Source organism: Exiguobacterium sp. s161, assembly GCF_018619045.1.
GTDB lineage: Bacteria > Bacillota > Bacilli > Exiguobacteriales > Exiguobacteriaceae > Exiguobacterium_A > Exiguobacterium_A indicum.
Genome location: NZ_JACSNH010000005.1, coordinates 149519 through 173589 on the forward strand (window position 1 = coordinate 149519; position 24071 = coordinate 173589).

22 protein-coding genes are annotated in these 24071 nt (G+C 45.2%); 10 read left to right on the forward strand and 12 right to left on the reverse strand.

Annotation, left to right across the window (positions count from 1 at the left end):
- Positions 1-93 precede the first annotated feature (93 nt).
- Entirely contained in the window at positions 94-720 is a 627-nt protein-coding gene (locus tag KNQ14_RS13310) for a nitroreductase family protein (RefSeq protein WP_214861294.1), read from the reverse strand.
- 185 nt (positions 721-905) lie between these two features.
- Between KNQ14_RS13310 and yhfH the strand changes: the two genes are divergently transcribed.
- From yhfH to KNQ14_RS13330, 4 genes are all read left to right on the forward strand, one after another.
- Entirely contained in the window at positions 906-1052 is a 147-nt protein-coding gene (yhfH, locus tag KNQ14_RS13315; protein WP_064505459.1) for a protein YhfH, read from the forward strand.
- Between the two features lie 191 nt (positions 1053-1243).
- A complete protein-coding gene (locus tag KNQ14_RS13320; RefSeq protein ID WP_214861296.1) occupies positions 1244-2089 on the forward strand; it encodes a polysaccharide deacetylase family protein in 846 nt (281 codons plus the stop codon).
- Between the two features lie 15 nt (positions 2090-2104).
- Entirely contained in the window at positions 2105-2746 is a 642-nt protein-coding gene (locus KNQ14_RS13325; protein ID WP_214861298.1) for a YkyA family protein, read from the forward strand.
- Positions 2747-2846: 100 nt separating this feature from the next.
- On the forward strand, positions 2847-3749 hold the full coding sequence (locus tag KNQ14_RS13330) for an EamA family transporter (protein WP_050678077.1): 903 nt from the start codon (positions 2847-2849) through the stop codon (positions 3747-3749).
- Between the two features lie 21 nt (positions 3750-3770).
- Here the strand turns inward: KNQ14_RS13330 and nagE are convergent, their stop codons facing one another.
- The 3 genes from nagE to KNQ14_RS13345 all read right to left on the reverse strand — a co-directional run bounded on the left by nagE (position 3771) and on the right by KNQ14_RS13345 (position 7046).
- Complete coding sequence (gene nagE / locus KNQ14_RS13335) at positions 3771-5279, reverse strand: N-acetylglucosamine-specific PTS transporter subunit IIBC (RefSeq protein ID WP_214861300.1); 1509 nt, start codon at positions 5277-5279, stop codon at positions 3771-3773.
- A gap of 212 nt (positions 5280-5491) precedes the next feature.
- Entirely contained in the window at positions 5492-5689 is a 198-nt protein-coding gene (locus KNQ14_RS13340; RefSeq protein WP_023467139.1) for a CsbD family protein, read from the reverse strand.
- 154 nt (positions 5690-5843) lie between these two features.
- Positions 5844-7046: an ornithine--oxo-acid transaminase gene (locus tag KNQ14_RS13345; RefSeq protein WP_023467138.1), complete on the reverse strand. Its 1203-nt coding sequence runs from the start codon at positions 7044-7046 to the stop codon at positions 5844-5846.
- A 185-nt stretch (positions 7047-7231) separates the two neighbouring features.
- On the opposite strand from KNQ14_RS13345, the gene KNQ14_RS13350 reads away from it, so the two are divergent.
- Positions 7232-9259: an EAL domain-containing protein gene (locus KNQ14_RS13350; protein ID WP_214861302.1), complete on the forward strand. Its 2028-nt coding sequence runs from the start codon at positions 7232-7234 to the stop codon at positions 9257-9259.
- A 57-nt stretch (positions 9260-9316) separates the two neighbouring features.
- Here KNQ14_RS13350 and KNQ14_RS13355 read toward each other — a convergent pair whose 3' ends face one another.
- Positions 9317-10714, reverse strand: a complete 1398-nt coding sequence (locus tag KNQ14_RS13355) for a basic amino acid/polyamine antiporter (RefSeq protein WP_200864055.1) — start codon at positions 10712-10714, stop codon at positions 9317-9319.
- Positions 10715-10825: 111 nt separating this feature from the next.
- On the opposite strand from KNQ14_RS13355, the gene KNQ14_RS13360 reads away from it, so the two are divergent.
- Positions 10826-11509, forward strand: coding sequence for an MgtC/SapB family protein (locus tag KNQ14_RS13360; protein ID WP_214861303.1), 684 nt, complete (start codon positions 10826-10828; stop codon positions 11507-11509).
- Positions 11510-11618: 109 nt separating this feature from the next.
- Positions 11619-13253 carry a peptide ABC transporter substrate-binding protein gene (locus tag KNQ14_RS13365; RefSeq protein WP_023467134.1) on the forward strand — a complete coding sequence of 545 codons (1635 nt, stop codon included), beginning with the start codon at positions 11619-11621 and terminating at the stop codon, positions 13251-13253.
- Positions 13254-13369: 116 nt separating this feature from the next.
- Here KNQ14_RS13365 and KNQ14_RS13370 read toward each other — a convergent pair whose 3' ends face one another.
- Both KNQ14_RS13370 and ade read right to left on the reverse strand, forming a co-directional pair.
- The gene (locus KNQ14_RS13370) at positions 13370-13627 is read right to left on the reverse strand and encodes a hypothetical protein (protein WP_023467133.1); all 258 of its coding nucleotides are present in this window, start codon (positions 13625-13627) and stop codon (positions 13370-13372) included.
- A 262-nt stretch (positions 13628-13889) separates the two neighbouring features.
- On the reverse strand, positions 13890-15623 hold the full coding sequence (ade, locus tag KNQ14_RS13375) for an adenine deaminase (RefSeq protein WP_214861305.1): 1734 nt from the start codon (positions 15621-15623) through the stop codon (positions 13890-13892).
- 124 nt (positions 15624-15747) lie between these two features.
- Between ade and KNQ14_RS13380 the strand changes: the two genes are divergently transcribed.
- Both KNQ14_RS13380 and KNQ14_RS13385 read left to right on the forward strand, forming a co-directional pair.
- Entirely contained in the window at positions 15748-16287 is a 540-nt protein-coding gene (locus KNQ14_RS13380; protein ID WP_087682101.1) for a gamma carbonic anhydrase family protein, read from the forward strand.
- 111 nt (positions 16288-16398) lie between these two features.
- A complete protein-coding gene (locus tag KNQ14_RS13385) occupies positions 16399-16584 on the forward strand; it encodes a hypothetical protein (protein ID WP_023467130.1) in 186 nt (61 codons plus the stop codon).
- A gap of 145 nt (positions 16585-16729) precedes the next feature.
- Here the strand turns inward: KNQ14_RS13385 and KNQ14_RS13390 are convergent, their stop codons facing one another.
- Both KNQ14_RS13390 and KNQ14_RS13395 read right to left on the reverse strand, forming a co-directional pair.
- On the reverse strand, positions 16730-18313 hold the full coding sequence (locus KNQ14_RS13390; protein WP_023467129.1) for an ABC transporter permease/substrate-binding protein: 1584 nt from the start codon (positions 18311-18313) through the stop codon (positions 16730-16732).
- Positions 18310-19437, reverse strand: coding sequence for an ABC transporter ATP-binding protein (locus tag KNQ14_RS13395; RefSeq protein WP_029340778.1), 1128 nt, complete (start codon positions 19435-19437; stop codon positions 18310-18312). The genes KNQ14_RS13390 and KNQ14_RS13395 overlap by 4 nt, the downstream gene beginning before the upstream one ends.
- Positions 19438-19629: 192 nt before the next feature.
- Here KNQ14_RS13395 and KNQ14_RS13400 point away from each other — a divergent pair, with 192 nt between their 5' ends.
- The gene (locus KNQ14_RS13400; RefSeq protein ID WP_214749741.1) at positions 19630-20625 is read left to right on the forward strand and encodes a LysM peptidoglycan-binding domain-containing protein; all 996 of its coding nucleotides are present in this window, start codon (positions 19630-19632) and stop codon (positions 20623-20625) included.
- A gap of 125 nt (positions 20626-20750) precedes the next feature.
- On the opposite strand, the gene lysA is transcribed toward KNQ14_RS13400, so the two are convergent.
- From lysA to KNQ14_RS13415, 3 genes are read right to left on the reverse strand one after another with little or no spacing between them, the layout of a single operon-like run.
- Complete coding sequence (gene lysA, locus KNQ14_RS13405) at positions 20751-22067, reverse strand: diaminopimelate decarboxylase (RefSeq protein ID WP_214861307.1); 1317 nt, start codon at positions 22065-22067, stop codon at positions 20751-20753.
- A gap of 13 nt (positions 22068-22080) precedes the next feature.
- Positions 22081-23139, reverse strand: a complete 1059-nt coding sequence (alr, locus tag KNQ14_RS13410; protein WP_214749746.1) for an alanine racemase — start codon at positions 23137-23139, stop codon at positions 22081-22083.
- Complete coding sequence (locus KNQ14_RS13415) at positions 23136-24068, reverse strand: branched-chain amino acid transaminase (protein ID WP_035398934.1); 933 nt, start codon at positions 24066-24068, stop codon at positions 23136-23138. The genes alr and KNQ14_RS13415 overlap by 4 nt, the downstream gene beginning before the upstream one ends.
- Positions 24069-24071 lie beyond the last annotated feature (3 nt).

The window sequence follows — 24071 nt, forward strand, 5'->3', positions numbered from 1 at the left end:
CAAGAAACTAAAAGGCTGACAAGTCTTTTTCTGAAAAAAAATAAAAAAATTAAAATGGAGGAATTGAACCCCGCTTCCTCCATTTTGAATGACTTACAGGAAGGTCGACACTCGATCAATCGGTAAACGTAGTGCCGGACGCTTTTTCGCATCTTCAACCGCTTTTCCGACAGCAATCAACATGACCGGTACATACCGTGATTCGGTGATGAACGTTTCCGCAAAACGTTGATGATCAAATCCCCCCATTGCGAGTGTTGATAATCCACGCGCTTCTGCCGCAAGCATTAATTGCATCGCAGCAAGACTCGCATTCGACATTGCCGCATCGCGTCCATACGCCTCACTTTGATAAGCGCCTTCTACCTGTGCCTTGATCGAATCAAACAAATCCTCTGTCATGCCACCTGCTTCTACTGCTGGACCGTACACTGGATTGTAGTTTCGATTAGCTTGAACATCACCTAAGATCGCAATGACTGCTGAAGCCGAAGTGATAGCCGGCTGATTGTATGCGATCGGTGCAAGCTGTTGCTTCGCTTCTTCCGAATGAAAGACCGTGAAATGCCAATGTTGCAAATTCCAAGCACTCGGCGCCGCTGTCGTCCATTCTAATAGTTCTTCTACTTCCTGTTTTGAAAGCTTGAACGTTTCGTCGTAATGACGAACGGAACGTCTTTCTGTTAAGACACGCATTGTATCAAGTGTTGTCTGTGTCATGTGTAAATCCCCCTTATCATTATCAGATTACTTAGATATCGTAGCATGTCTCTTTTTCATTGTCCTCTATCAGTACTTCAAATGAACTAGCTGTTATAAAACAACAGTTGACATTCAACTACTGTACTAATACAATAAAATCAAGAAAAAAGATCATTGCGTTTACTTTGAAGGAGGAAAAACACATGGAACAACCCCTTTACCAAGAAGCATCTGCTGCATTCTATCGTGAGCTTCCTGTCAAGACGTGTGCCCATTGCGGAAAAGAGATGGATGAACAATGTGAATCCTATCAAACGGAATGCGATGAGTGTGCTGTAACAGAACACTAATAACACATGAAACAATCACTTACTTAGTGGTTGTTTTTTTATTTCTTTTAAATTCTTTCTAAATAAATCAGTATTTTTTAGAAAAATCGATTTTCCGTCATCTTTTTGTCATCTGTTTGTTACAAAAGAAACAGTCAGAATGTTACATTATCTGTATATGATATTTTTGACAAAAGGAGCGACAGACAACGATGGATCCATTTACCTCAAGCCACGCTAGCGAACTCGGTCCACGACCGCGTACAAAAAAAAGAAAGTTTTTACCTCGGTTTTTCTTACTTCTCACACTTGTCTTTCTCGGAGTTGGGGGATATGTCGCTTACCGATACGTGTTTACTCCTGAACAACAATCCATTACGACAGGCAAATCCATTACTGAAGTACCTGTCGTCAATATGGAAAAAGCACGCGTGGAAAAATGGAATGGTGTGACGAAAAAAGTCGCTTATTTAACATTCGAGGATGGTCCATCCGCATTAACACCGGACTTACTTCGAACATTGGATCAACTTCAGACTCGTGCTACTTTCTTTTATCTCGGATCACAAGTAGAGGCTTTTCCGCAAGAAGTCAAAGCTACTGCTAAAGCTGGACACTATATCGGATTACACGGGGAAACACACGATTACGATACATTGTACGAAAAAGGAAAGTATGTCTCAGAGATGCAAAGTGTTCAGAAGAAAATCCATGAGTTGACGAAGCTAACACCACATTTGACACGACCGCCTTATAGCTCTGATCCCGGCATCACGAAAAAAATGGCATCTGCCATTCATTCAGCAGACTTCCGCGTGTGGGACTGGTCAATCGATTCAATGGACTGGTATTACAAAGATAGTGCAAAAGAAGTAGCGAATACGGTCATTCGGCGAGCAGAGCGTCCGTTTGAAATCATACTCTTACATGAACAACCACAAGCCATCAAGGCACTTCCAGCTATTGTTGCCGGACTTCAGAAAAAAGGCTATCAATTCGCGATTTATGATGAAGATTTCCATATTCCGTACAACTTCGCGCAACACTCAAATTTATAAGGAGTTACTATCCAGATGAAAAAATCATTCGTAGCAGTACTGTTCCTGTCGAGCTTCGGACTCGCTGCCTGTTCCAACGATTCACCAGCCTCTCTTCATGAACAGCTAGAGCAACAAGTCAAAGGTGAAGAGAAAGCATTCACGCTAGCTGATCAACGTGCTCGTAAGGATGAAATTTCAGTTAATACGTACCAAGCCGTTCTTGATGCAGGTGCTGAAGAAATCAAACGCTCTCAAAATGAACGAGAGGAACTAGAAGCCTTAAATGATGAACGGCTTGCTTTATTGAAACAAGAAGAAACACTACGTAAGGAAACGTATGCTGAACTTGATCTTGAAGAATTGCAGGATGCTGTCAACAAACTTGATGGTAAAGCAAAAACAGAAGGAACTGCCTTAGTGACAATCATCAAGGAACGCCAGCAAACGTTTCAAACGTTCTCAAAAACGTATCGACAAGCGATGGACGCTGAAAAGAAAGTGCTTTCACACTTGACGAAAAAACCGGATTTCGTTAAGATTGATGAGTCAACAGCGGATTTAAATCGTTTAACACGGAAAGCTACCGCGTCATTAAAAAAGTGGAATACACTGACCGTTCAGTATAATCAAACGAAAACCCGGCTGTATCGTTTGCTCGACACATCAACTCAATAAATCACACAGGTTGCAACCAAACCCTGTCCAAAAAACCTGGACAAGGCCCCGTTGCAACCTTTTTTGTGTGGTTTTTACTAAAAATGGAGGGAAATTATTCATGCATCGCTCAAAAGCCACTTTATTCGTTCTCATCGGCGCTATCAGTTATGGTGTCCTCTCAACGATCGTCAAACTCGCTTATGCTGCTGGATTCAACTCAGCAGCCGTTTCAGGTAGTCAATTTTTCTTCGGCTGGCTGATGATTTTCGGACTTGCCTTATTTACGAAAAATCTTCGTCTCGATCTCAAAACAGCTGGTCTTCTCATGCTGATTGGTATCTCAAGTGGTACAACTGGTTATCTGTACTATCAAAGTCTTCAAACCGTATCCGCGTCCGTTGCGATTATTCTCTTATTCCAATTTACTTGGATTGGCGTCATCATCGATGCGCTCGCATTCAGACGTTTACCTAGTCGTGCGCATTTTCTGTCCGCGATTCTACTAATTGGCGGAGCCATTCTTGCAAGTGCCGCTTACTCGAGTCCACTCGATTTACGTGGAACATTATTCGGTCTTGGAGCGGCTGTCAGCTTTTCCATTTTCTTACTCGCTAGTGGACGCATCGCCAATCATTTACCCGTCATCAAGAAAAGTTTTTACATGATGACAGGTGGTCTTGCTTTCGTCATGACCATGTATCCACCGACGACGTTCTTGTCCTCTGCGAACTTCGAAAATGGACTTCTGTTATACGCGATTCCGCTCGGTCTGTTCGCATTGATTTTACCACCACTCTTATTTGCTGCTGGCGCACCTCATCTCTCCCCAGCAAGCGTTTCTTTACTTGGAGCGGCTGAACTACCGACAGCAGTCATCTGTTCCGTCTTAATTTTAGGAGAACATCTGATGAGTTCCCAATGGATCGGGATCGTCATCATCTTGATCGGAATCTTTTATCCAATCTATCGCTCAAGCAAAACAGCACCTGTTGCGAACGTACAGCAAAACGACCTTTCCTGAGCTCAGGAAAGGTCGTTTTCTTTACTTCTGTCGTTTCATCGCATCCGCAACGAACTCGACGTCCGTGCCAATGATGATTTGAACGCTAGTTGCCCCCATCTTCATGACACCTTTTGCTCCAGCCGCTTTAATCGCTGCTTCGTCAATGATGTTTGGATTTTTGACTTGAAGACGTAAACGTGTCGCACAGTTGTCAATCGACGTGACATTATCTGTTCCTTTCAATCCGGCAAAAATTTGAGCTGCTTGTTGCTCATATTTGTCATCTGAATCTGTCAAAACGACTCCCGTGTCTGTGACGAGCGATTCATCTTCACGACCTGGTGTCTTCAGATCAAATTTCGTGATCATGAAGTAAAACAGGAAGTAGTAGACGACCGCGAACGCGAGACCAACCGGGATGAGAAGCAATGGTTTTGTGGCAATACCGAAGTTCAAGGCATAATCAATGAAACCAGCCGAGAAGGAGAAGCCATGTAAAATACCGAGTAAGTTGACGATGGCCATCGATAGACCTGTTAAAACTGCATGAATGACATATAAAACAGGTGATAAGAACATGAACGAGAACTCGATTGGTTCCGTGATCCCTGTCAAGAAGGACGTCAGTCCAAGACCAATCATCGCTCCAGCAACTGCTTTTCGATTTTCTTTACGCGCAGCCATGACGATCGCAAAAGCTGCAGCCGGTAAGGCGAACATCATGATTGGGAAGAAGCCCGCTTGATAAATCCCAGCTGTCGGATCTCCAGCGAAGAAGCGCGCGATGTCACCGTTCGCGACCGTACCATCTGCTTTTTCATATGAACCGAAGACGAACCAGAAAATATTATTTAAGACGTGGTGTAAGCCGACAGGAATCAAGAGACGGTTAAAGAATCCAAACAGAGCAGCGCCTCCTGCACCAAGACCAACCATCCATTCACCAGCACCGTTGATGCCTTGCTCGATGAACGGCCAGACATAACCAAAGATGAAAGCAAGTACAAGCATGACCGCTGATGTAATGATTGGAACGAAACGACGACCTCCGAAGAACGCTAACCAATCCGGTAACTTAATGTTATAGAACCGATTGTATAGAAGTCCTGCGACGATACCCGCGATGATTCCACCGAATACCGCCATATTAACGGTCGAACCGAGTGTCGCCTGATTCGCGATCGAACCAAGTGTCGCTCCGTCGACCTTGGTCGAGGAATCATTGACGATCGCCGCGATCGCATCATACTTCGCCTGAATCTGTGCGCTGGAATAATCCTTGTTCATCGAGTCGACGCCATTCTTTAAGACGAGATACCCGATGGCCCCGGCAAGACCCGCTGCCCCGCTCGCATCGATCGATAGACCAATCGCGACACCAATAGCAAAGATCAATGGCAGGTTATCAAAAATAGCCCCTCCTGCTGCTACCATCAACGGAATATCTAACATATCCGCTGAACCTAATCGGAGTACGATTCCGGCAGCCGGTAATACTGCGATTGGTAACATCAAGGCTTTACCAATGCGTTGTAGAAACTGCAACATACCTTTCACCCTTTCTTGAATAAACGATAATGACAGAACAATGTAAACGCTTTTACGATTTTTATTATTCCACATAAATATCTAAATGACTAGACCTTTATACAAATTATTTATTATCTTTTTTTATTGATATAAAAATTCATTATAGCAGACGCTAAAAACCGGACTAGAGTCATTCTCCAGTCCGGTTTTTCTATTTAATTTCAACGGTCTTAGCGGCGATTTGTATCTTCAAAATTTTGTTGGACGTTACCGACTGTTTTCTTCGCCTCGCCTTTTACTTGATCTTTTTTACCTTCGCGCTCTGTCGATTTATCGCCTGTTGCTTTCCCAAGCGCTTCTTTTGCTTTACCCGCTACTTTATCGACGAGACCATCTACTTTTTTATTGAGACCACTGTTGTTTGACATAACCATTACCCCCATTTAAAAGTTTTTTTTGCGATAGTTGTCTGTTCCCTTGTCACTGATTTTCAAACGTTTCCTGTATCAAAACCGACACTTACCTAAACAAAAACAACAGTGAACGTCCTGTCCACTGTTGTTTAATCTAAAGCTATTCTTTTTACTGGGCGACGGAAACACCTAATACTTGTTCAATCCGTTCGAACGCCCAATCCAACTCTTCTTTTGTGATGACGAGTGGTGGTGCAAAACGAATGACTGTCTCATGTGTTTCTTTACAGAGCAAGCCTTTTTCCTTCAACGCTTCGCAATATGGTCGCGCTGCTTCTGTTAATTCAACACCAATGAATAATCCACGTCCACGTACTTCTTTAATCATCGGGTTGTTGATTTGTTTTAATTTCTCCATGAAGTACGTACCGAGTTCGAGTGAACGTTCCGGTAACTTTTCGTCTTCTAATACTTCAAGTGAAGCAATCGAGACGGCACAAGCGAGTGGATTTCCACCGAACGTCGAGCCGTGTGATCCCGGATTGAAGACGGAAAGGACATCTTTATTCGCAGCCACACATGAGATCGGGAATACACCACCACCCAGTGCTTTACCGAGGATATACATATCTGGCGTCACTTCGTCCCAATCAGAGGCGAACCATTTGCCAGAACGGCCGAGTCCAGATTGAATCTCATCCGATACGAGCAGAACATTCTGCGCACGACAAACTTCTTGCGCATCTTTTAAGAAACCATCGTAAGGAATTAAGATGCCTGCTTCGCCTTGAATTGGTTCCAAGATGAATGCCGCTGTATTCTCAGTGATCGCCTGTTTTAATGCCTCAAGATCGCCGTATGGAATCGTCTTGATTCCAGGAAGAAGCGGTCCAAATCCCCGTTGGTATTCTGCTTCCGTTGACATTGAGACGGCTGTCATCGTCCGACCATGGAAGTTTCCTTCACAAACGATGATTTCAGCATCACCTGGGATTTGTTTGACTTCATATGCCCAGCGTCGTGCTGCTTTTACTGCTGTCTCAACAGCTTCCGCACCTGTATTCATCGGTAATACCATGTCTTTACCCGTCAGTTGTGCTACTTTTTCATAGAAAAAGCCCAGTTGATCATTGTGGAAGGCGCGTGACGTCAACGTGATCTTATCCGCCTGTCGTTTTAGAGCCTCGATGATTTTCGGATGACGATGCCCTTGGTTGACAGCTGAGTAAGCGCTCAACATATCCATATAACGACGTCCTTCCGGATCCGTTACGAAGACACCCTCTGCTTCTGAAATGACGATCGGGAGTGGATGGTAGTTATGTGCTCCGAACTGTTCTGTCTGTTGAATGATTTTCTCTGTTTGATTCATCGAGATTCCCCCTTATAGCTCTTTAGAAAACGCTTTCAAAATCATTATAGCAGATTTTCTTGTATAATCTTCATCTAAAAAATGTATAACCTAGAGGATTACGATGCGTAAGAATTGAATATATTGGGAAAAGACAAGACAAGGAACCGTCATCTCTTTTCATCATAAAGGAACGTGCGCACGTAATGGATCGTTCGACCATTGATTCCTATGAAGTCGTCATTCAAGAATTCCCTTTACCCGCTTTCATCCTGAATACTGATTTGACCATCCGTTCTTGGAATGAACTAGCCGAAAGCCAGTGGGGCTGGACACAACAAGAAGTCGTGGATCAGGCTGTTCCACTTCTTGAACAGGAAGACATGGCATTCAGTCATCAGATTTGGCGTGCCTTCTTGGAACGCCGTCAATCGGTCCAATTACCGAATGCCTCCTTATTGCATAAGACGGGCACTTCTGTAACATCAACTCTCCTTCTGTCTCCTTTACTTGATGATACAGGAACCGTTATTGCCGCTTTTGCTTGCTGTATCCCTTCAGCTGAGCAACAAACGAACATGAAACCACTCTTCCAAGGATTGATGGATTTGCGCTATGCATTCGATCAGATTGCTTCTGTCGCTGTCTTCGATGCACGAGGAACGATCACGTACGCGAATGATCAACTCATCGATGTGACAGGATATTGTTCTGAGATGCTTCTCAACCAACCATGGTCGCTCATCTTAGACCCATCCAGTCCCGTCGTTTCGGAGATTCGTGCACAACTTCGTGAACGAAAAGCCTGGTCTGGTCGCCTTAGCCTCACTTCGCAAACGGGCGAACGAAAACATCTCCAAGCGACATTGATTCCAATTTATGATGCGAACGGCGTTCGTTTTCAGCACCTGTTCATCGGCAACGACATCACGGAAACAACTGCGCTTGAAGAAGAACTTGATTTTTTAGTGCATCATCATGAGATGACGCATTTATTGAATAAACGTGGATTTTTACGCGAAGGAGAATCCTTATTCCGCTCTGCTGGATCACATGATCCCGTTGCACTCATTTTGTTCGATATCGATCGTTTCAAAGTCATCAACGATTCGTTTGGAACACATGTCGGCGATCAACTTCTTCAAGCAATGGCAACGCGTCTTTTGCAACATACGACAGATGTACTTGCTTTTCATCCGACGAGTGATCTGTTTGGTGTCTTGTTACCTGCACCGTCGAGCAATCTACTTTTTCAGTATGCTCGAAAGTTACAACAAGCACTGCAGCGTCCTTATTACATTAACGGTCATTCACTCATCGTTTCTTGTACATTCGGGATCACCGTCTATCCGTCGGAAGCAAAAACACTGGAAGATTTATACCGCCGCTCTGAAACTGCTCTATATGCAGGAAAATCAATTGGTACCGGAACGATTCAGTACTTAACACACGAGATGGACACACAGTTCACACGGAAAATCCAACTCGAACGTTCCCTCTTCACGGCACTCGAAGATCAATCCCTATATCTTGCTTATCAACCAATCATTGAAATTCAGACACAAGCCGTTAAAGGCTTCGAAGCGTTATTACGCTGGAATCACACGGCACTCGGGAGTATTCCACCAGATGAATTCATCCCACTCGCTGAAGAAGCTTCACTGATCACACCAATCAACAACTGGGTCATCATTGAAGCATGTGAACAGCTCGCGAAGTGGCAACAGACGATTAATCCTGAACTGACGATGGCAATCAATATTTCACCGCATCAGTTCCAAAGTGACTCTTTTATTCGAACGTTGCAACATATCGTAACGGAGCGATTCGTTTCACCATCTTCCGTTACGCTGGAGATGACAGAGAATATTGCGATTTTACAGACGCAACGAACGGTCGAACGTATGCACCTCATCAAGTCGTTCGGCTTCCGTTTATCGATCGATGATTTCGGTACCGGTTATTCTTCTTTACAGTATCTCAGTGCTTTTCCAATCGACGAATTAAAAATTGATAAAGTATTCATTGATGGTCTGGCGAAAAATGACCATGCCTTGCTGGATTCCATCATTCAACTTGGTCACAACTTAGAGTTGAATCTTGTCGCTGAAGGTGTTGAGACAGAACACGCGTTAGATTATCTAAAAACAACATCGTGTCAGCATATGCAAGGGTTTATTTTCTCTGAACCTCTATCTGTACAGGATATCGAAAAACGATTCTTAGCACCTTAATCAAAAAAGAAGTCACGGTGGATAACAATCACCGTGACTTCTTTTGCATATCATTTCTTACAACTGAATTTCTCCTACAACCATTCCATAAACGGCTACTCCTGCTAAGACAACGAGGATCATACTAGCAATCCACTCATAACGTGACATGCCCGTCCGTTGCTGTTCTCGCTCTGCTAACGCGTACGCGAGAATCCCTGGAGCATAGACTAATGCCGCGATGACGATGTACCAGATACCCGACGCATAGACGAGCCAAATCGAATACGCTGATGCGATGACAGAGAAAAGTAACATTTTCTGATTGCGTTCTTCGCGCGATGTCCGAATGCTATACAACGCTGATAATAGGTACGGTAATAACGCACAAATCCCGGCGATACTCGATAAGACAAGATAGGTTTGCGCTGAGAAAAGCGCGATTCCTGCGACGACTTGTGTCGCGATTTGTGTAATCAACAGCGCACCGACTGGAGCTCCTTTTCGATTCGTTTTTGCGAATGCTTTCGGAAACGCACCGTCTTTCGCCACAAGATACGATATTTCTGATGCGAGAATCGTCCATCCGAGAAGTGCGCCAGATAGTGAAATAATCAAACCGATCATGATGATTGTCGCACCGATTGGTCCAATCGCTGCTTCTAATACATACGCCATCGTCGGTTCTTTTAATCCAGCTAGTTGTTCTTGACTAAGCACTCCGAGTGATAGAACAGAAATCAAGATATAGATGACTAACACGCCAACGAGTCCTGTTACCGTCGCTTTTCCGACATCACTTCGGTTTTTGGCACGGCTTGATAAGACGACTGCCCCTTCAATACCAACGAACGCCCAAAGCGTGACGAGCATCGTTCCTTTTACCTGATCGAAGATCGAACCGAGTTCTGTTCCCTTTCCCCAAATATCTAAATTAAACGTTTTGATATTAAAGGCAATTCCTACTAAAAGGATGAAAATCAAAATCGGAACGAGCTTTGCAATCGTCGTAATCAAATTGACGAGTGTCGCTTCCTTGATTCCGCTTGAGACGAGCCAGAACAATCCCCAAATGACGACCACACTCATCAAAAGGAGGAATATTCGATTTTCTGCTGCGAAAATCGGGAAGAAATAACTAATCGCATTAAACACGAGCGTGATATTCGCAACCGTTCCAATCCACGCAGATACCCAGTATCCCCACGCACTGTTAAAGCCGACAAAACGTCCAAATCCTTCACGCGCATAGGCATAAATGCCGCCTTCGAGCTCTGGTTTACTATTGGCGAGATGCTGGAATACTAACGCGAGCATGATCATTCCGATCCCCGTTATACTCCATCCGATGAGGATAGGTCCTGCACTTGCACTTTGGGCCATTGCACCAGGGAGGTTAAAAGCTCCTCCACCGACCATGGACCCGATGACCATTGCCGCGAGCGCAAAGAAGCCGATTTTTTGCTGATTCATGATGAGACACTTCCTTTTTCCGTATATCTATTACATCTTACGTATATTCATTCGAAAGACACAAAAGTCATTATAACAAATCACCTTCTAAAGTAAAGAAAGGATTTGAGACGAATGAACTGGATTCATGTATTTCAGCTCGAAGACCTTCTAAAACTCCTATTGGCTGCTACACTTGGAATTTTCATCGGATTCGAGCGTGAAATTAAAAATAAACCGGTCGGTATACGCACTAGCCTCGTAATTACCCTCATCAGCTGTCTTTTAACCATTGTCTCTATAAAATCCGTCCTGCTCTATCACGATATGGCGACTCATGTCCAGATGGATCCGATGCGCCTTGTCGCGCAAATCATTACCGGAATCGGATTCATCGGAGCTGGTGTCATCTTACGACGACCACATGATATCGTCAGCGGACTAACAACTGCCGCCATTATATGGAGTGCAAGTGGGATTGGGATTGCTGTCGGTGCCGGATTCATTTGGGAATCGATTTTTCTCGTTCTCTTTCTCTTTTTCCTATTAGAAGGTCTGACTTGGGTGATGCGTCACATCAACAATAGTCGATTTGAAGCGAACGTCCTCGTCGCACATTTACTTCTTCCCGCCGATCTTGATCTATCCGACATCATCTTCGCCCTTGAACAAAAAGGTGTTCGGATTACGAATATACGCATGCGAGGAAATCCAATTCGATTAACATTACGGATGTATTCCCCTCATTCGCTGACCCTATTCCTACTTTATGACTATTTAAAATCACTTGGAATTAAGGATATAGACCTTGATCAGTAAGAATTATCTGAAAATTTATGTTGCATTTTTAATCACTTTCACTTAAATTAACAATATGTTCACATTTTTCTGAAATATTTAAAACTAACTCTCGGGGGGTCATCGTTCCATGAATAAACCATCGAAAATTGCTTTTGCTGGACTATCCAGCATTGCACTACTTGCTGTCGCTGCATGCGGGCAAGGAAATGATGAGAATGCAAGCGGCTCGGATTCGAAAAATAAGAAAAAGGAAGTCACGCTCGTTTCGACGACAGATGTACCTCAGCTCGATCCGACGAAAACGACGGACTCGACTTCCATCATTGTTACGAACAACGTCTTTGAAGGACTCTATCGTCTTGACGGCGATAACAAGCCAACACCTGGAATCGCAGAAAGTGTCGAAGTATCAGACGATAAAAAAACATACACGTTCAAATTGCGTAAAGATGCGAAATGGTCAGATGGATCAGCCGTCACAGCAGATGATTTCATTTATGCTTGGAAACGTGCACTTGATCCAAAGACAGCAGCAGAATACGCGTACATTTTACAAGATTTGAAAAACGCCAATAAAATCATGGCTGGAGACGCTGAACTCGATGAACTCGGTGTCAAGAAAGTCGATGACCAAACACTTGAAGTACAACTCGAAGCTCCTGCTCCTTACTTCCTTGGCTTAACGAGTTTCCCAACGTACTTACCATTAAAGCAATCATTCGTCGAAGATAAAGGCGATAAGTTTGCGACAAGTGTTGATACAATGGTCTTCAACGGACCTTTCGTACTCGATAAGTGGCAAGCGAACGCTGGGTGGACATATAAGAAAAATCCGGATTACTGGGATAAAGCAAGCGTCAAGATGGATCAAATTAACGTTAAAGTCGTCAAAGAGATTTCGACTGGCGTCAACCTCTTTGAATCAAAAGAAGTCGATTTTGCACCGATTACATCGGAGTTCGTCTCACAGTACGAAAAATCAGAGGATTACAAGACTCGTCCAGATGCTCGGATCAACTTCCTTCGCTTTAACCAAAAGAATAAAGCATTGAAAAACAAAAACATTCGTAAAGCACTTGCACTCGGTTTTGAGAAGCAAGGGATTACCGATGTCATCCTAAACGATGGATCAAAACCAGCGAACTTTATCGTTGCGAAGGATTTCACATTTACACCAGATGGCGAAGACTTCCGTACGAAGTATCCGGATCTTCAAAGCTACGATGCAGATGCAGCGAAAAAAGCTTGGGATGCTGGTTTGAAGGAACTTGGTGTCAAAACAGTTGAACTCAGCATGCTCTCACGGGATGAAGATGCTTTCAAAAAAGTCTCTGAGTACTTAAAAGGTGACCTAGAGAAACATCTTCCTGGTTTGACGATCAATATCAAACAACAACCATTCAAAAACTTCCTCGATCTCGAATCGAAGGGTGATTATGACATCTCTGCAGCTGGATGGGGACCTGACTATCAGGATCCAATGACGTTCCTCGACATGTGGTTGACAGGCGGAAGCTTCAACCGGATGGAATACTCGAACAAAAAGTTCGATGATCTCATCAAAGGAGCGAAACAACAAGCCGATGAAGCGAAGCGTTGGTCTGATATGCAAGAAGCTGAAAAAATCTTGCTAACAGATGACTACGCGATTGCGCCGATCTACCAAAAAGGTGAAGCTTACTTGCAACGGACAAACATTGATAAATTATACCGTCACCCATTCGGTGCCGATATGAGCTTTAAATGGATGGAATTAAAATAACCCTTTAGAATATTGATGAACAAGTAGCGGATCTCGTTCCCTACTTGTTTTTTTATTTTCCCACGCGGTTCTCAGAAAACAACAAAGACCCCTTCTGACGGAGCCATCGGGGGTCTTTACTGTGCGATTTGTTTATAAAAAGCAATCTCTTCATCCTGTCCTTCCTCAACTGCTCGGAAGAATTCAGCGAAGTAAGCATAAAGAACGGTGCGTTCCTCATACGTTGGTCGAGCTTGACGAATGACGGAGAATGCAAGATTTCGCAACTGACGTTTTGTTCGTCGATGTGTTGGTAACGCATGGAACTGACGCGTAAATGAACGATAGACATCCGCAATCAAAGCTTCGTGCCCTTCAAAATATGTCTTATCCATAATGATGATCTCCTTTCTAACCTTGTTGTCCTACTGTTTTCTACGAACCTTTTAGATAAAAGTTTCATAGAAAGTGAGATTTCTCACAAATGATATAGACCTTACTATAACAAGCTTTCCAAAATGATTCAACATCCAAACTATTAAGTTTCATCAAGGAATTTTAGCCGTTTTGTAAAGTTCCTTTCTTTGATTTTAGATCATCTATTCCTAACACAAAACGGTCTGAGTCCCGGAAAGAGACTCAGACTCGCGACGGACATCAGTCTGCTTGTACTGAAATATGCTGGAAGTGTTTCACATCGAATAATCCACTGTCGGTCAGCTTTAATTCCGGAATGACCGGTAAGCAAAGGAATGACATCGTCAAATAGGGATTAAAGGAACGATCCGCCTCTAACACATCGAGGGCATCATTCAATGCTTCGAGTGTATCTCCAACTTCTTGGAAGGGACGATTCGTCATCAGTCCAGCGATTTCAAGCGGTAACTCAGCAAGTACCTCTTGCCCATTGACGGCAATGACTCCCCCACCCGCTTGGACGAGACGTTCCGCAGCGAGTTGCATCTCTTCGTCTGATGCGCCAACGATGACGAGGTTGTGCGAATCATGGGCAACAGTCGCCGCAATCGCTCCGCGTTTCATCTTGAAACCTTTGACGATCCCGACTGCCGAGAAGGATGTGCCGTGATGCCGTTCAATGACAGCAATCTTTAAGAGATCCTGCTCCGGTACAGGCACGAAATGTCCGTCTTGAAGCGGAACGTCGAGAACCAGATGTTCCGTGACGATGCTTTTCGGAATGACTCCGATCACATGCGCCCGTGATGATCCAAGTGGAAGGGCAAATACTTCTGGTGTAATCGGTTTTGTATTCAATGCACCTCGTAACGATTCTGGAACATGCGCGCGTCGTACTGTTCGGGTCGTTTTTCCTGCTCGTGCGACACACTCACCTTTAATATAAACCTCGTCAATCACGACTTTATCGGCATCGGATAACAGGACGAAGTCCGCCCGGCGTCCCGGCACGATAGCTCCACGATCGTCCAGACGATAGGCATTCGTCGCATGCAACGATGCCATCGCATACGCTGTTTCGCGTTTAATTCCATGACGAATCGCATAGCGGATATTATAGTCGATCGTCCCCTCTCGTAACGTATCATCCAAATGTTTATCGTCCGTACAGAAGAGGAAACGGCTCGCGTTGCTTTCCGTCACAGCATCGAGTACTTCCTTCAAGTTTCGGGCAGCTGATCCTTCCCGCACTTCGACATACAGACCAAGACGCGCTCGGGCGATCGCATCTTCCTTACTGACAGATTCATGATCCGTTCGAATTCCGGCGACACCATAAATGTTAATTTCGCGTGGTCCAAGTCCCGCAGCATGACCATCGACCAGTTTTCCTGCGTCTTCGATCTGTTTAATTTTTTGGAGCATATCGCGATTGGCTCGTTCGACCGCTGGATAATCCATGACTTCTCCTAAACCATGGACACCAGGATGATTGACGAATGGTGCAAGTGCCGCCGCATCAAGTGATGCTCCCGCGTGTTCAAACGAAGTCGCCGGTACGCAGCTCGGTAACATCATACGGACATCAAGCGCGAGACCTTCAGCATCGTCTAGCATAAAGGATAATCCTTCTGCTCCTTTGACATTCGCGATCTCATGCGGATCGGCGATAATCGTCGTGACACCTAACGGTAGAATCGCTTGCTCATACTCACTTGGCGGCACCATCGATGATTCAATATGGACATGGGCATCGACGAAACTTGGTGCGATGAAAAGTCTTTCTCCCGAACGATTCTCGATTCCGTCATACCCCTCTCCGACAGCAGCAATATAACCTGAATCAATCGCTACATCTGCTGTATATGTCTCACGTGTCATGACATCAATGACTGAAATATTCTGATAGACGACGGCTGCTTTCTCTTTTTTGGCAGCAATCGCGATCAATCGTTCACGCACTGTTTGTTCCATCCTGTCTCCTCCTGTTGTAAGCGTATTTTTACCATCTTACAATTAGTTTGGAAGCTGTTGCAATTTATTTTTTGTAACGTCAAGATGAAAGAGTATCGATTTAATGTCTGAGGGGGAAAAACGCATGAAATATCGTGTCGGTTCACTTGTTCCAAACATCGATCCATCCGTTTATTTAGCAGACGGATCTAAAGTCATCGGAGAGGTCACGATCGGAAAAGACTCATCTGTCTGGTTCAATACGGTCATCCGGGGAGATGAAGGTCCGATTCACATCGGGGAACGCGTCAACATCCAAGATGGTTCGATGATTCATCAGTATGAAGGATATCCGACCATCATTGAAGATGAAGTGACGATTGGTCATATGGCGATGATTCACGGCGGAATCATTCGAAAAGGAGCGTTAATCGGAATGTCGGCGACGATCCTCGATGAAGCCGAAATCGGAGAAGGAGCATTCGTTGCTGCCGGAAGCCTTGTGCCGCCAAAAATGAAGGTACCTGCCGGCGCGATGGTCATGGGTGTTCCTGCAAAAATCGTCCGGGATATCAGTGACCATGATCGATTCATCATGGAACGAACAGTACGGAAATATGTCAAACGGGGTCAACAATACGCAGCAGGTTGCGAAGCCATTGAAGATGATTTGACAAGATTGTGAAAACGTTTACAAAGTTCACGGGTTCTTAACACCTCCCCTCTTTCGTCTTTACAATTCTTTCGTACACTAAAAGTGTAAGAGATGAATCAAGACACAGAGAGGGGATTTTATATGATTCCAGTATACGAAGAACGCATCATGTCTGATTTGTTTTCATCTACGAATAACCCAAGTTACGGTTTGCCGACGTTACCCGAATCGGAAACGGATTGGTTGACAGTCGAGATTCAAACACGTATCGTCAAAGATGCCGAGCACCGCCTTGGAACATTAAACCGAGAGGAAGAACGTGTATGATTCAGCAACGCACTGTTCGCGCTTGGCTCGCTAGTCGCATCAAAAAATAATTTAATCACTTGATTACGTATTTTCCAAAACGATATAGCGCGTCAGCGCGCATACAAAAAGAGCCGAAGCGGATTCCCGCCTCGGCTCTACCTGTTTATTTTGAAATTAATCCTTCTTCGATCAAGAAATCACGCGCGACTTTTTCAGGGCGCTGTTTCTCGACATCTGCTTTGTAATTCAATTCTTGCATCTTCTCATCCGTAATTTTATCTTTTAACGTGTTGAGGACTTTTTTCAGCTCCGGATGTTCTTCAAGTGTTTCTTGACGAACAAGCGGTACCGCATAGTATGGTGGGAAGAACTTTTTATCGTCTTCTAGCACTGTCAAATCGAATTTTTGTAACAAACCATCTGTTGAGAAGCTATCGATGACGTTCGTTCGACCATTCGTCAATGCTGTATAACGGAGTCCTCCATCGACTGGTTGTACATCTTGGAATTTCATGTCCGGGTACTTTTTCTTCAGACCAAGGTAACCATCTTCCCGGTTCGCGAATTCGATTGTTGATCCGAGAATCAAACGATCACTGACTTTTGACATATCTGATACCGTCTTCAAGTCATATTTTTCGATATCTTCTTTCGTCATGGCGAGGGCATACGTATTGTTGAAACCGATTGGGTCAAGGACGTCGACCTGACTTTTCTCAGGAATCATCTTCCCGACTTTTGCATAGACCGTTTCCGGATCCGTCTCGACGTCTTGCTTGAGCACGTCGATCAACAAAGTACCTGTGTACTCGACATACGCGTCGATTTCCCCTTTTTCAAGCGCCCCGTAAGCGACTTTCGTCCCGCCGAGGTTTAATTGACGTTCGACTTCTAAATCCGTTTTATCTTCGATTAAATCCGCTAACATATTTCCGAGAATCAATTGTTCTGTAAAGTTCTTCGATCCGATGACGATCTTATCGTCCTTAAGGAAAGAGTAAGCGACCGATCCACCAATTAATATGAAAACGATACTTGCGATCGCGATCTTGCGTCCAGCTGGCATCGCCTTGCGACGCTTCCGTGCCTTATTCTTGATTCGACCATCTGCAAGAGGAATCCCATTTGGCGCCACGGAGTATTCAATCCGACTGACGACGAAGTCGATGACAAGAGCTAAAATACCGGCTGGAATTGCTCCGGCGAGAATCTGATTATTATCAACTGTTTGAATACCCGAGAAGACGAGGTAACCAAGACCACCGGCACCGATGAATGCTGAGATCGTCATCAAACCAACAGCTGTAACGGCTGAAATTCGAATCCCTGCCATCATGATCGGCAAGGCAAGTGGAATCTGAACCTTACTGAGGATTTGTCGATCCGTTAAACCAATTCCTTTAGCTGCTTCGAGCGTGTCCCCTGGAATGCTCGACAGACCCGTGTACGTATTTTTAACGATTGGCAAGAGTGAATAAAGCACGACCATGATGATCGCTGGTGTCGACCCGATACCAATGAACGGAATCAAGAAACCGAGTAAAGCAAGACTCGGAACAGCTTGCACGACGCTCGTCAGCGCAAGGACAGGCTTCGCGAACTTTTGGTAACGGGTGATCAAAATCCCGATCGGAATCCCGAGAACGACCGCGATGACGACGGCAAAGACCGTCAGCTGTAAGTGCTCTAGCAATAAATCACCGATCTGATCGGTATTATTTTTTACATAATCAAAGAATCCGCTCATTGGACTTCCTCCTCATGAATGAATTGCTCACTCAAGACGGAAAGTAAGCTACTACGTGTGATCAACCCTCTGAGTTTTCCTGTTGCATCCGTTACTGGTAGATAACCAGTCTCTTCCTGATTCATGACTTCAAGAACATCGAGTAATGAATCGTGTTCATTGACAGCGATGATTTCGCCCTCCATCACTTCTTCGATCCGTTGGCTCTTATCCGGAATCGTCTGGATGTTCTTCAACTTAATCAGCCCTTGTAAGACACGGTCACGATCGGTGATCAACAGGCTGTCGACTTTGCGTCCACGCATGATTTCAATTCCCTGCAACAACGTCCGTTTGCCACTGATTGAAACTGGGTCCTCGATCATGATATCTTCTGCCTTGATGAATTCTGGACTACTCCAGATTTTATTTTTTCCGATGAACGATTCGACATATTCATCTTTTGGATGACGCAAGATTTCTTCTGGAGTATCGAACTGGACGATTTCCCCATCACGCATGATACATATCCGATCCGCTAACTTGATCGCTTCATCCATATCATGGGTGACGAAAACGATCGTCTTTTTCACTTCTTCCTGCAAGTTAAAAAGTTCTTCCTGTAGATCGTTACGAGTAACGGGATCGAGTGCACTGAACGGCTCATCCATCAAAATGACATCAGGATCATTCATTAAAGCTCGTGCGAAACCAACACGCTGTTGCTGCCCACCACTGAGTTCGCTTGGATAACGATCGATGAATTGCTTTGGATCAAGCCCGACCATCGTCAACAGTTGTTCTGTCCGTTGATCCATCTCATCGTGGTTCTTCCCCTCAAGCCCAGCAATCAATTGAATGTTTTCCCGGACCGTCATGTGAGGGAACAAGCCGGTTTGCTGAATGACATATCCCATATGACGTCTTAATTCGATCGTGTCCGTCTTCATGATGTCCTTCCCGTTGACCAAAATCGTGCCTGAAGAAGGTTCGATCAGTCGATTGATCATCTTAAGTGACGTCGTTTTCCCACAGCCACTTGGTCCGATGAAAACAACGAGTTCACCCTTTTGAATCTCGAGCGATAAGCCTTTCAAGACGACATTGTCCTTAAACTGCTTACCGACGTTTTTGAATTCGATCATTCCTTCTCACTCCTTTTTACTATTTCCATATATTATGGTTTCCCAAAAAGATTACGGTTTAAACAAATTTTCTGTAATTTAGTTTTATTTCTTTGCAAAACGGGAATTTCTTAGTTCTTTTTTAAAAATAAAGGGAATACCTTAATAAAGAGTACTTGTAAAACATGTTTTTGATGAAGGAGGTACTAGACGATGAACATCAAGAAACCTACCATCATGATGATCGGATTACTTCTCCTTAGTCCACTTTCGATTCCTTCACAGGTTAATGCGGCGAGCTCTACGTTTGTGACGAAAGGAACGACGACACAAAAAGTCGTCGCATTGACGTTTGATGACGGTTCAGATGGGACGAACATTGCAAAAATCTTAAGTATCTTGAAAAGTAACCAAGTGAAAGCGACTTTCTTTTTGACAGGCAGTGGTGCAAACAATCATCCTCAATCGATCAAGAACATCACAACCGCCTCTCCTACACACCAAATCGGCAATCACTCGTATTCGCATCCGGATTTTACGACCTTAACAGCAAGCCAGATGACGAGTGAATTATCCCGAACAGAATCCCTCATCCGGTCCTTGACCGGAAAAACGACGAAACCAATTTTCCGGGCGCCGTTTGGTGCAAGTAACAGTAACGTGTTGAGTGCAGTTGGGGCTGCAGGTTACACGAAAACGATTCAATGGAATATTGATACGACGGATTGGAAAGGCATCTCTTCAACAGCCATCTTGGATCGTGTAATACCAAAAATCGTTCCCGGATCAATCATCCTGATGCACACTGGGGCTGGTGCGAAAGGAACACCAACCGCTTTGCCAACGATGATTTCAAAACTAAAAGCAAAAGGCTATTCGTTCGTCACGATTTCAGAACTGTTACGGTCACCGACTTCAACCGGTACGACGTATACCGTCAAAGCTGGCGATACACTCTATTCCATCGCCCGCAAATACAACGTCTCGGTCTCTGCCCTCGCGAGTGCGAATAACATCACGAACTGGAATCTGTTGAACGTCGGTCAAGTCTTGAAAATTCCAACAACGACTTATACGGTTAAAGCCGGTGATACACTTTACTCGATTGCGACACGATATGGTGTCACCGTCACAGCATTGATGCAGGCAAACAACATTACGAATCCGAACCTCTTGCTCGTTGGACAAGTCTTAAAAATTCCAAAATGAATCTGCTAATCGCAACACAAAAAAACGATCCCTCTCTATTCAAGAGAAGAATCGCTTTAGATCGTATGCATGAAACCGGCGCGATAGCGTCGGTTTTTTTGTCCTCTAGTTTGACCCCGCACCTCTTACGACTCTGATCGGACCCCATTGATCCCAAGATCACACTGAATCAAATCCGCATACGTTTGTCGACGGACGACTTCACGGGATTCCCCGTCCCTAACGAAAATGAGTGCCGGACGTAAGAACTGGTTGTAGTTGCTTGCCATCGAAAAGTTATACGCTCCTGTCCCAAAGACAGCAAGTGTATCGCCACCGTTCGGTGTAACCAACTGTGCTTTTTCAGCGACGAGATCCCCTGATTCACAAGCTGCTCCAACGACCGTCACTTCGGTCGTTTCGCCACTCATCCGGTTAGCGATGACCGTTTCATACACGGCACCGTAAAGTGCTGGGCGAATGTTATCTGTCATTCCGCCATCGACCGAAAGATATGTTCGGACGCCTTCGATCTCTTTGATTGCCCCGACCGTATACAGTGTCGTTCCTGCATTTGCAACGACCCAGCGCCCTGGCTCGATCCCGATGCGCGGACGTTCGATGCCGAGTCGCTCCGTTTCCGTTTCGATGACATCCATGACGCGTGCAATCGTCGCTTCAAAATCAAGCGGATGATCGTCCTGTGTATAGGCAATACCGAAGCCACCGCCAACATTAACTTCGCTGACTGTGAAGCCTTGATGCGCACGAATCGTTTCGACGAAGCCCATCATCGTCCGAGCCGTCTGTTCGAACAGTGACGGATCTTGGATTTGCGAACCGACATGACAATGGATGCCGAGTAACGACAGATGTTCCGATGCTAAAATCGCTTCGATTGCGTCCAAGTAATCTGACGCATGCGTCGAGAAACCGAATTTCGTATCGACACCACCTGTCTGAATTTTCGCATGCGCTCCCCCGATGACTTGTGGCACGATCCGAATCAAGACATGAACCGTTTGACCGGCTTGTGCCGCAATCGATTCCAGTTGTGCAATCTCTGCAAAGTGATCGATGACAATCCGTCCGACTCCTTCCTCAACGGCATACTGAAGATCAGCCGTTGATTTATTCGAACCATGGAAATAGATTCGTTCTGCTGGAACCCCGGATTGACGGGCGATGAAGAGTTCCCCGCCTGTGACGACATCGATTCCAAGACCATGACGAACGACTTGTTCATATACGGCACTGACAGTCAGTGCTTTTGAGGCGAAGGAAGCATACGTGTTCGGATACTTATCAAGGAAGTGTTCCCGGACGGTCGCTAATCGATCCGTCAGCTCCCGCTCTGCCATCACATACAACGGTGTTCCGTACTGTGCTGCAAGATCGGTCGCTGCGACACCATCGATGTGCAACGTATTGTTTTCTTCTGTCAGGTATTGACTTCCATACATAATAAGTTCCTCCTTATAGATACTGATGCGTCAAACGCCAAGACCGGGCACACATCTGCTCTGAATTGTTCGCTGCTCCTGTCCGAGTAATATCGTCAATTTCAACGCCATCCCCGTATAGCACGACCTCGTCTCCGACCTCAACCGTCCCATCGACAGCGACGAACGTATGACTCATGAATAATTTATTGATGACCGGATAAGGTTTTTCTTTAATATGAACAGGCAGAGCGGCACGCCCACGGACGACACCGTCTCCATAGCCGACTGGTAAGATGGCAATCCGCATCGGTTCTGTACTCGTAAAGTTCGTCCCGTACCCAACGTGTTCACCCGGTCCGATTTCGCGAATTTCAACGATCTCCGTCGTCATCCGTAGCGAAGGAACGAGCCAGTCCATCTTTTCAATCGGTGAATAGCCGAATAAGAAGATTCCAGGGCGGACATAATTACAAAATGCGAGACGCGGATCGTGTTTGACGATCGTCGCACTGTTTTCCGAGTGCATATACGTAAACGTATGGCGCTTTCGTAACACATCGGCAATGGCGACGAAACGTTCGACTTGTCCATCGTGATCCGCATCCGGCTCATCGGCAAGCGGAAAGTGTGTATATAAACCTGTTAAAGCGAGCGAATCTGCTTGCGCAAGCGCAAGAACAGCTTCCGCCTCTTGAAGCGAACTGACACCAAAACGATTCATCCCGACGTTGATCTTCAAATGTAACTCGATTCCCTGCAGCTGTTTACTGTTTAGGGCGAGCCATTCTAGCGATGAGACACCGAGTGCAATTCCGAAACGTCGTGCTGTTTCAAAATCCTCCGTCGGATTCATCACCAGTACATAACTGTCTGGAAAATTCGTTTTGATTTCAATGGCTTCATACAACTCGGCGACAGCAAAGTGATGCACATCAGACGCCATCAGCGTCTCGACCATCTCGAGCATACCTAAGTTATACGCATTGTTCTTGACCACGGCAAAAATACGTTTACGTGACCGAGCGAAGACCGATGCGACGTTCTGTCGCACCGCCTTCCGATCGATCGTGACGAGTGTACGCGTCGTCATTCTGCGACAGCTGGTGTCACATACGTCAACCAATCCGCATATTGCGGCAATTGACCTGTGACGGCTTGACGGTAAAGATCGAGCAACTCATCTGCGACGTTCCGTGTTCCGCCGTTGATGGAGATATGATCGATTTCACCGACACTCGTGATTTCAGCAGCTGTTCCTGTTAAGAAAATCTCATCTGCGACATATAACTCATCGCGTCCGATGTGACGTTCGATGACAGGATAGCCTTGATCTTGTGCCAAACGGATGATGACTTGGCGTGTGATACCGTCGAGTACTGAACAATCAAGCGACGGTGTATGAATCGTTCCGTTTTTAAGAAGGAAAAGATTCGCAACACTCGCTTCACTGACGTTTCCGTTCATGTCGAGCGCGATTGCTTCATCAAATCCATCACGGATCGCTTCACCTTTTAAGAGTTGTGAGTTCATATAGTTCGCAGCCGCTTTCGCTTGCATCGGCATCATCGTTGATGAGACGCGGCGGTATGATGCGACTTTGGCACGGATGCCAGCACCTTTATCGAAGTATTCCCCAAGCTCCCAGCAAGAGATGCCGACATGAACCGTCGTATCTTTCGCCATCAATGCTTGCCATGGCGTACCGAGGAACACGAATGGACGGATATAACACGATTCAAATCCGTTTTTCGCAACTAAATCGATCGTTGCTTGAACAAGTTCGTCGACAGTATACGGAATCGTGACATGGTAGTACGCACAACTGCGGAAGAGACGCTCGATATGTTCCTTCAATTGGAAAATCGCCGGTCCGTCCGGTGTCGCGTATGCACGAATTCCTTCAAAGAATCCACTACCGTAGTGAATCGCATGTGACATGACGCTCGTGTTCGCATCTTTCGGATCATGAAAGACTCCATCTAACCAAATTGCTTCTCCATACTGTGTATCCACTGCCATGTG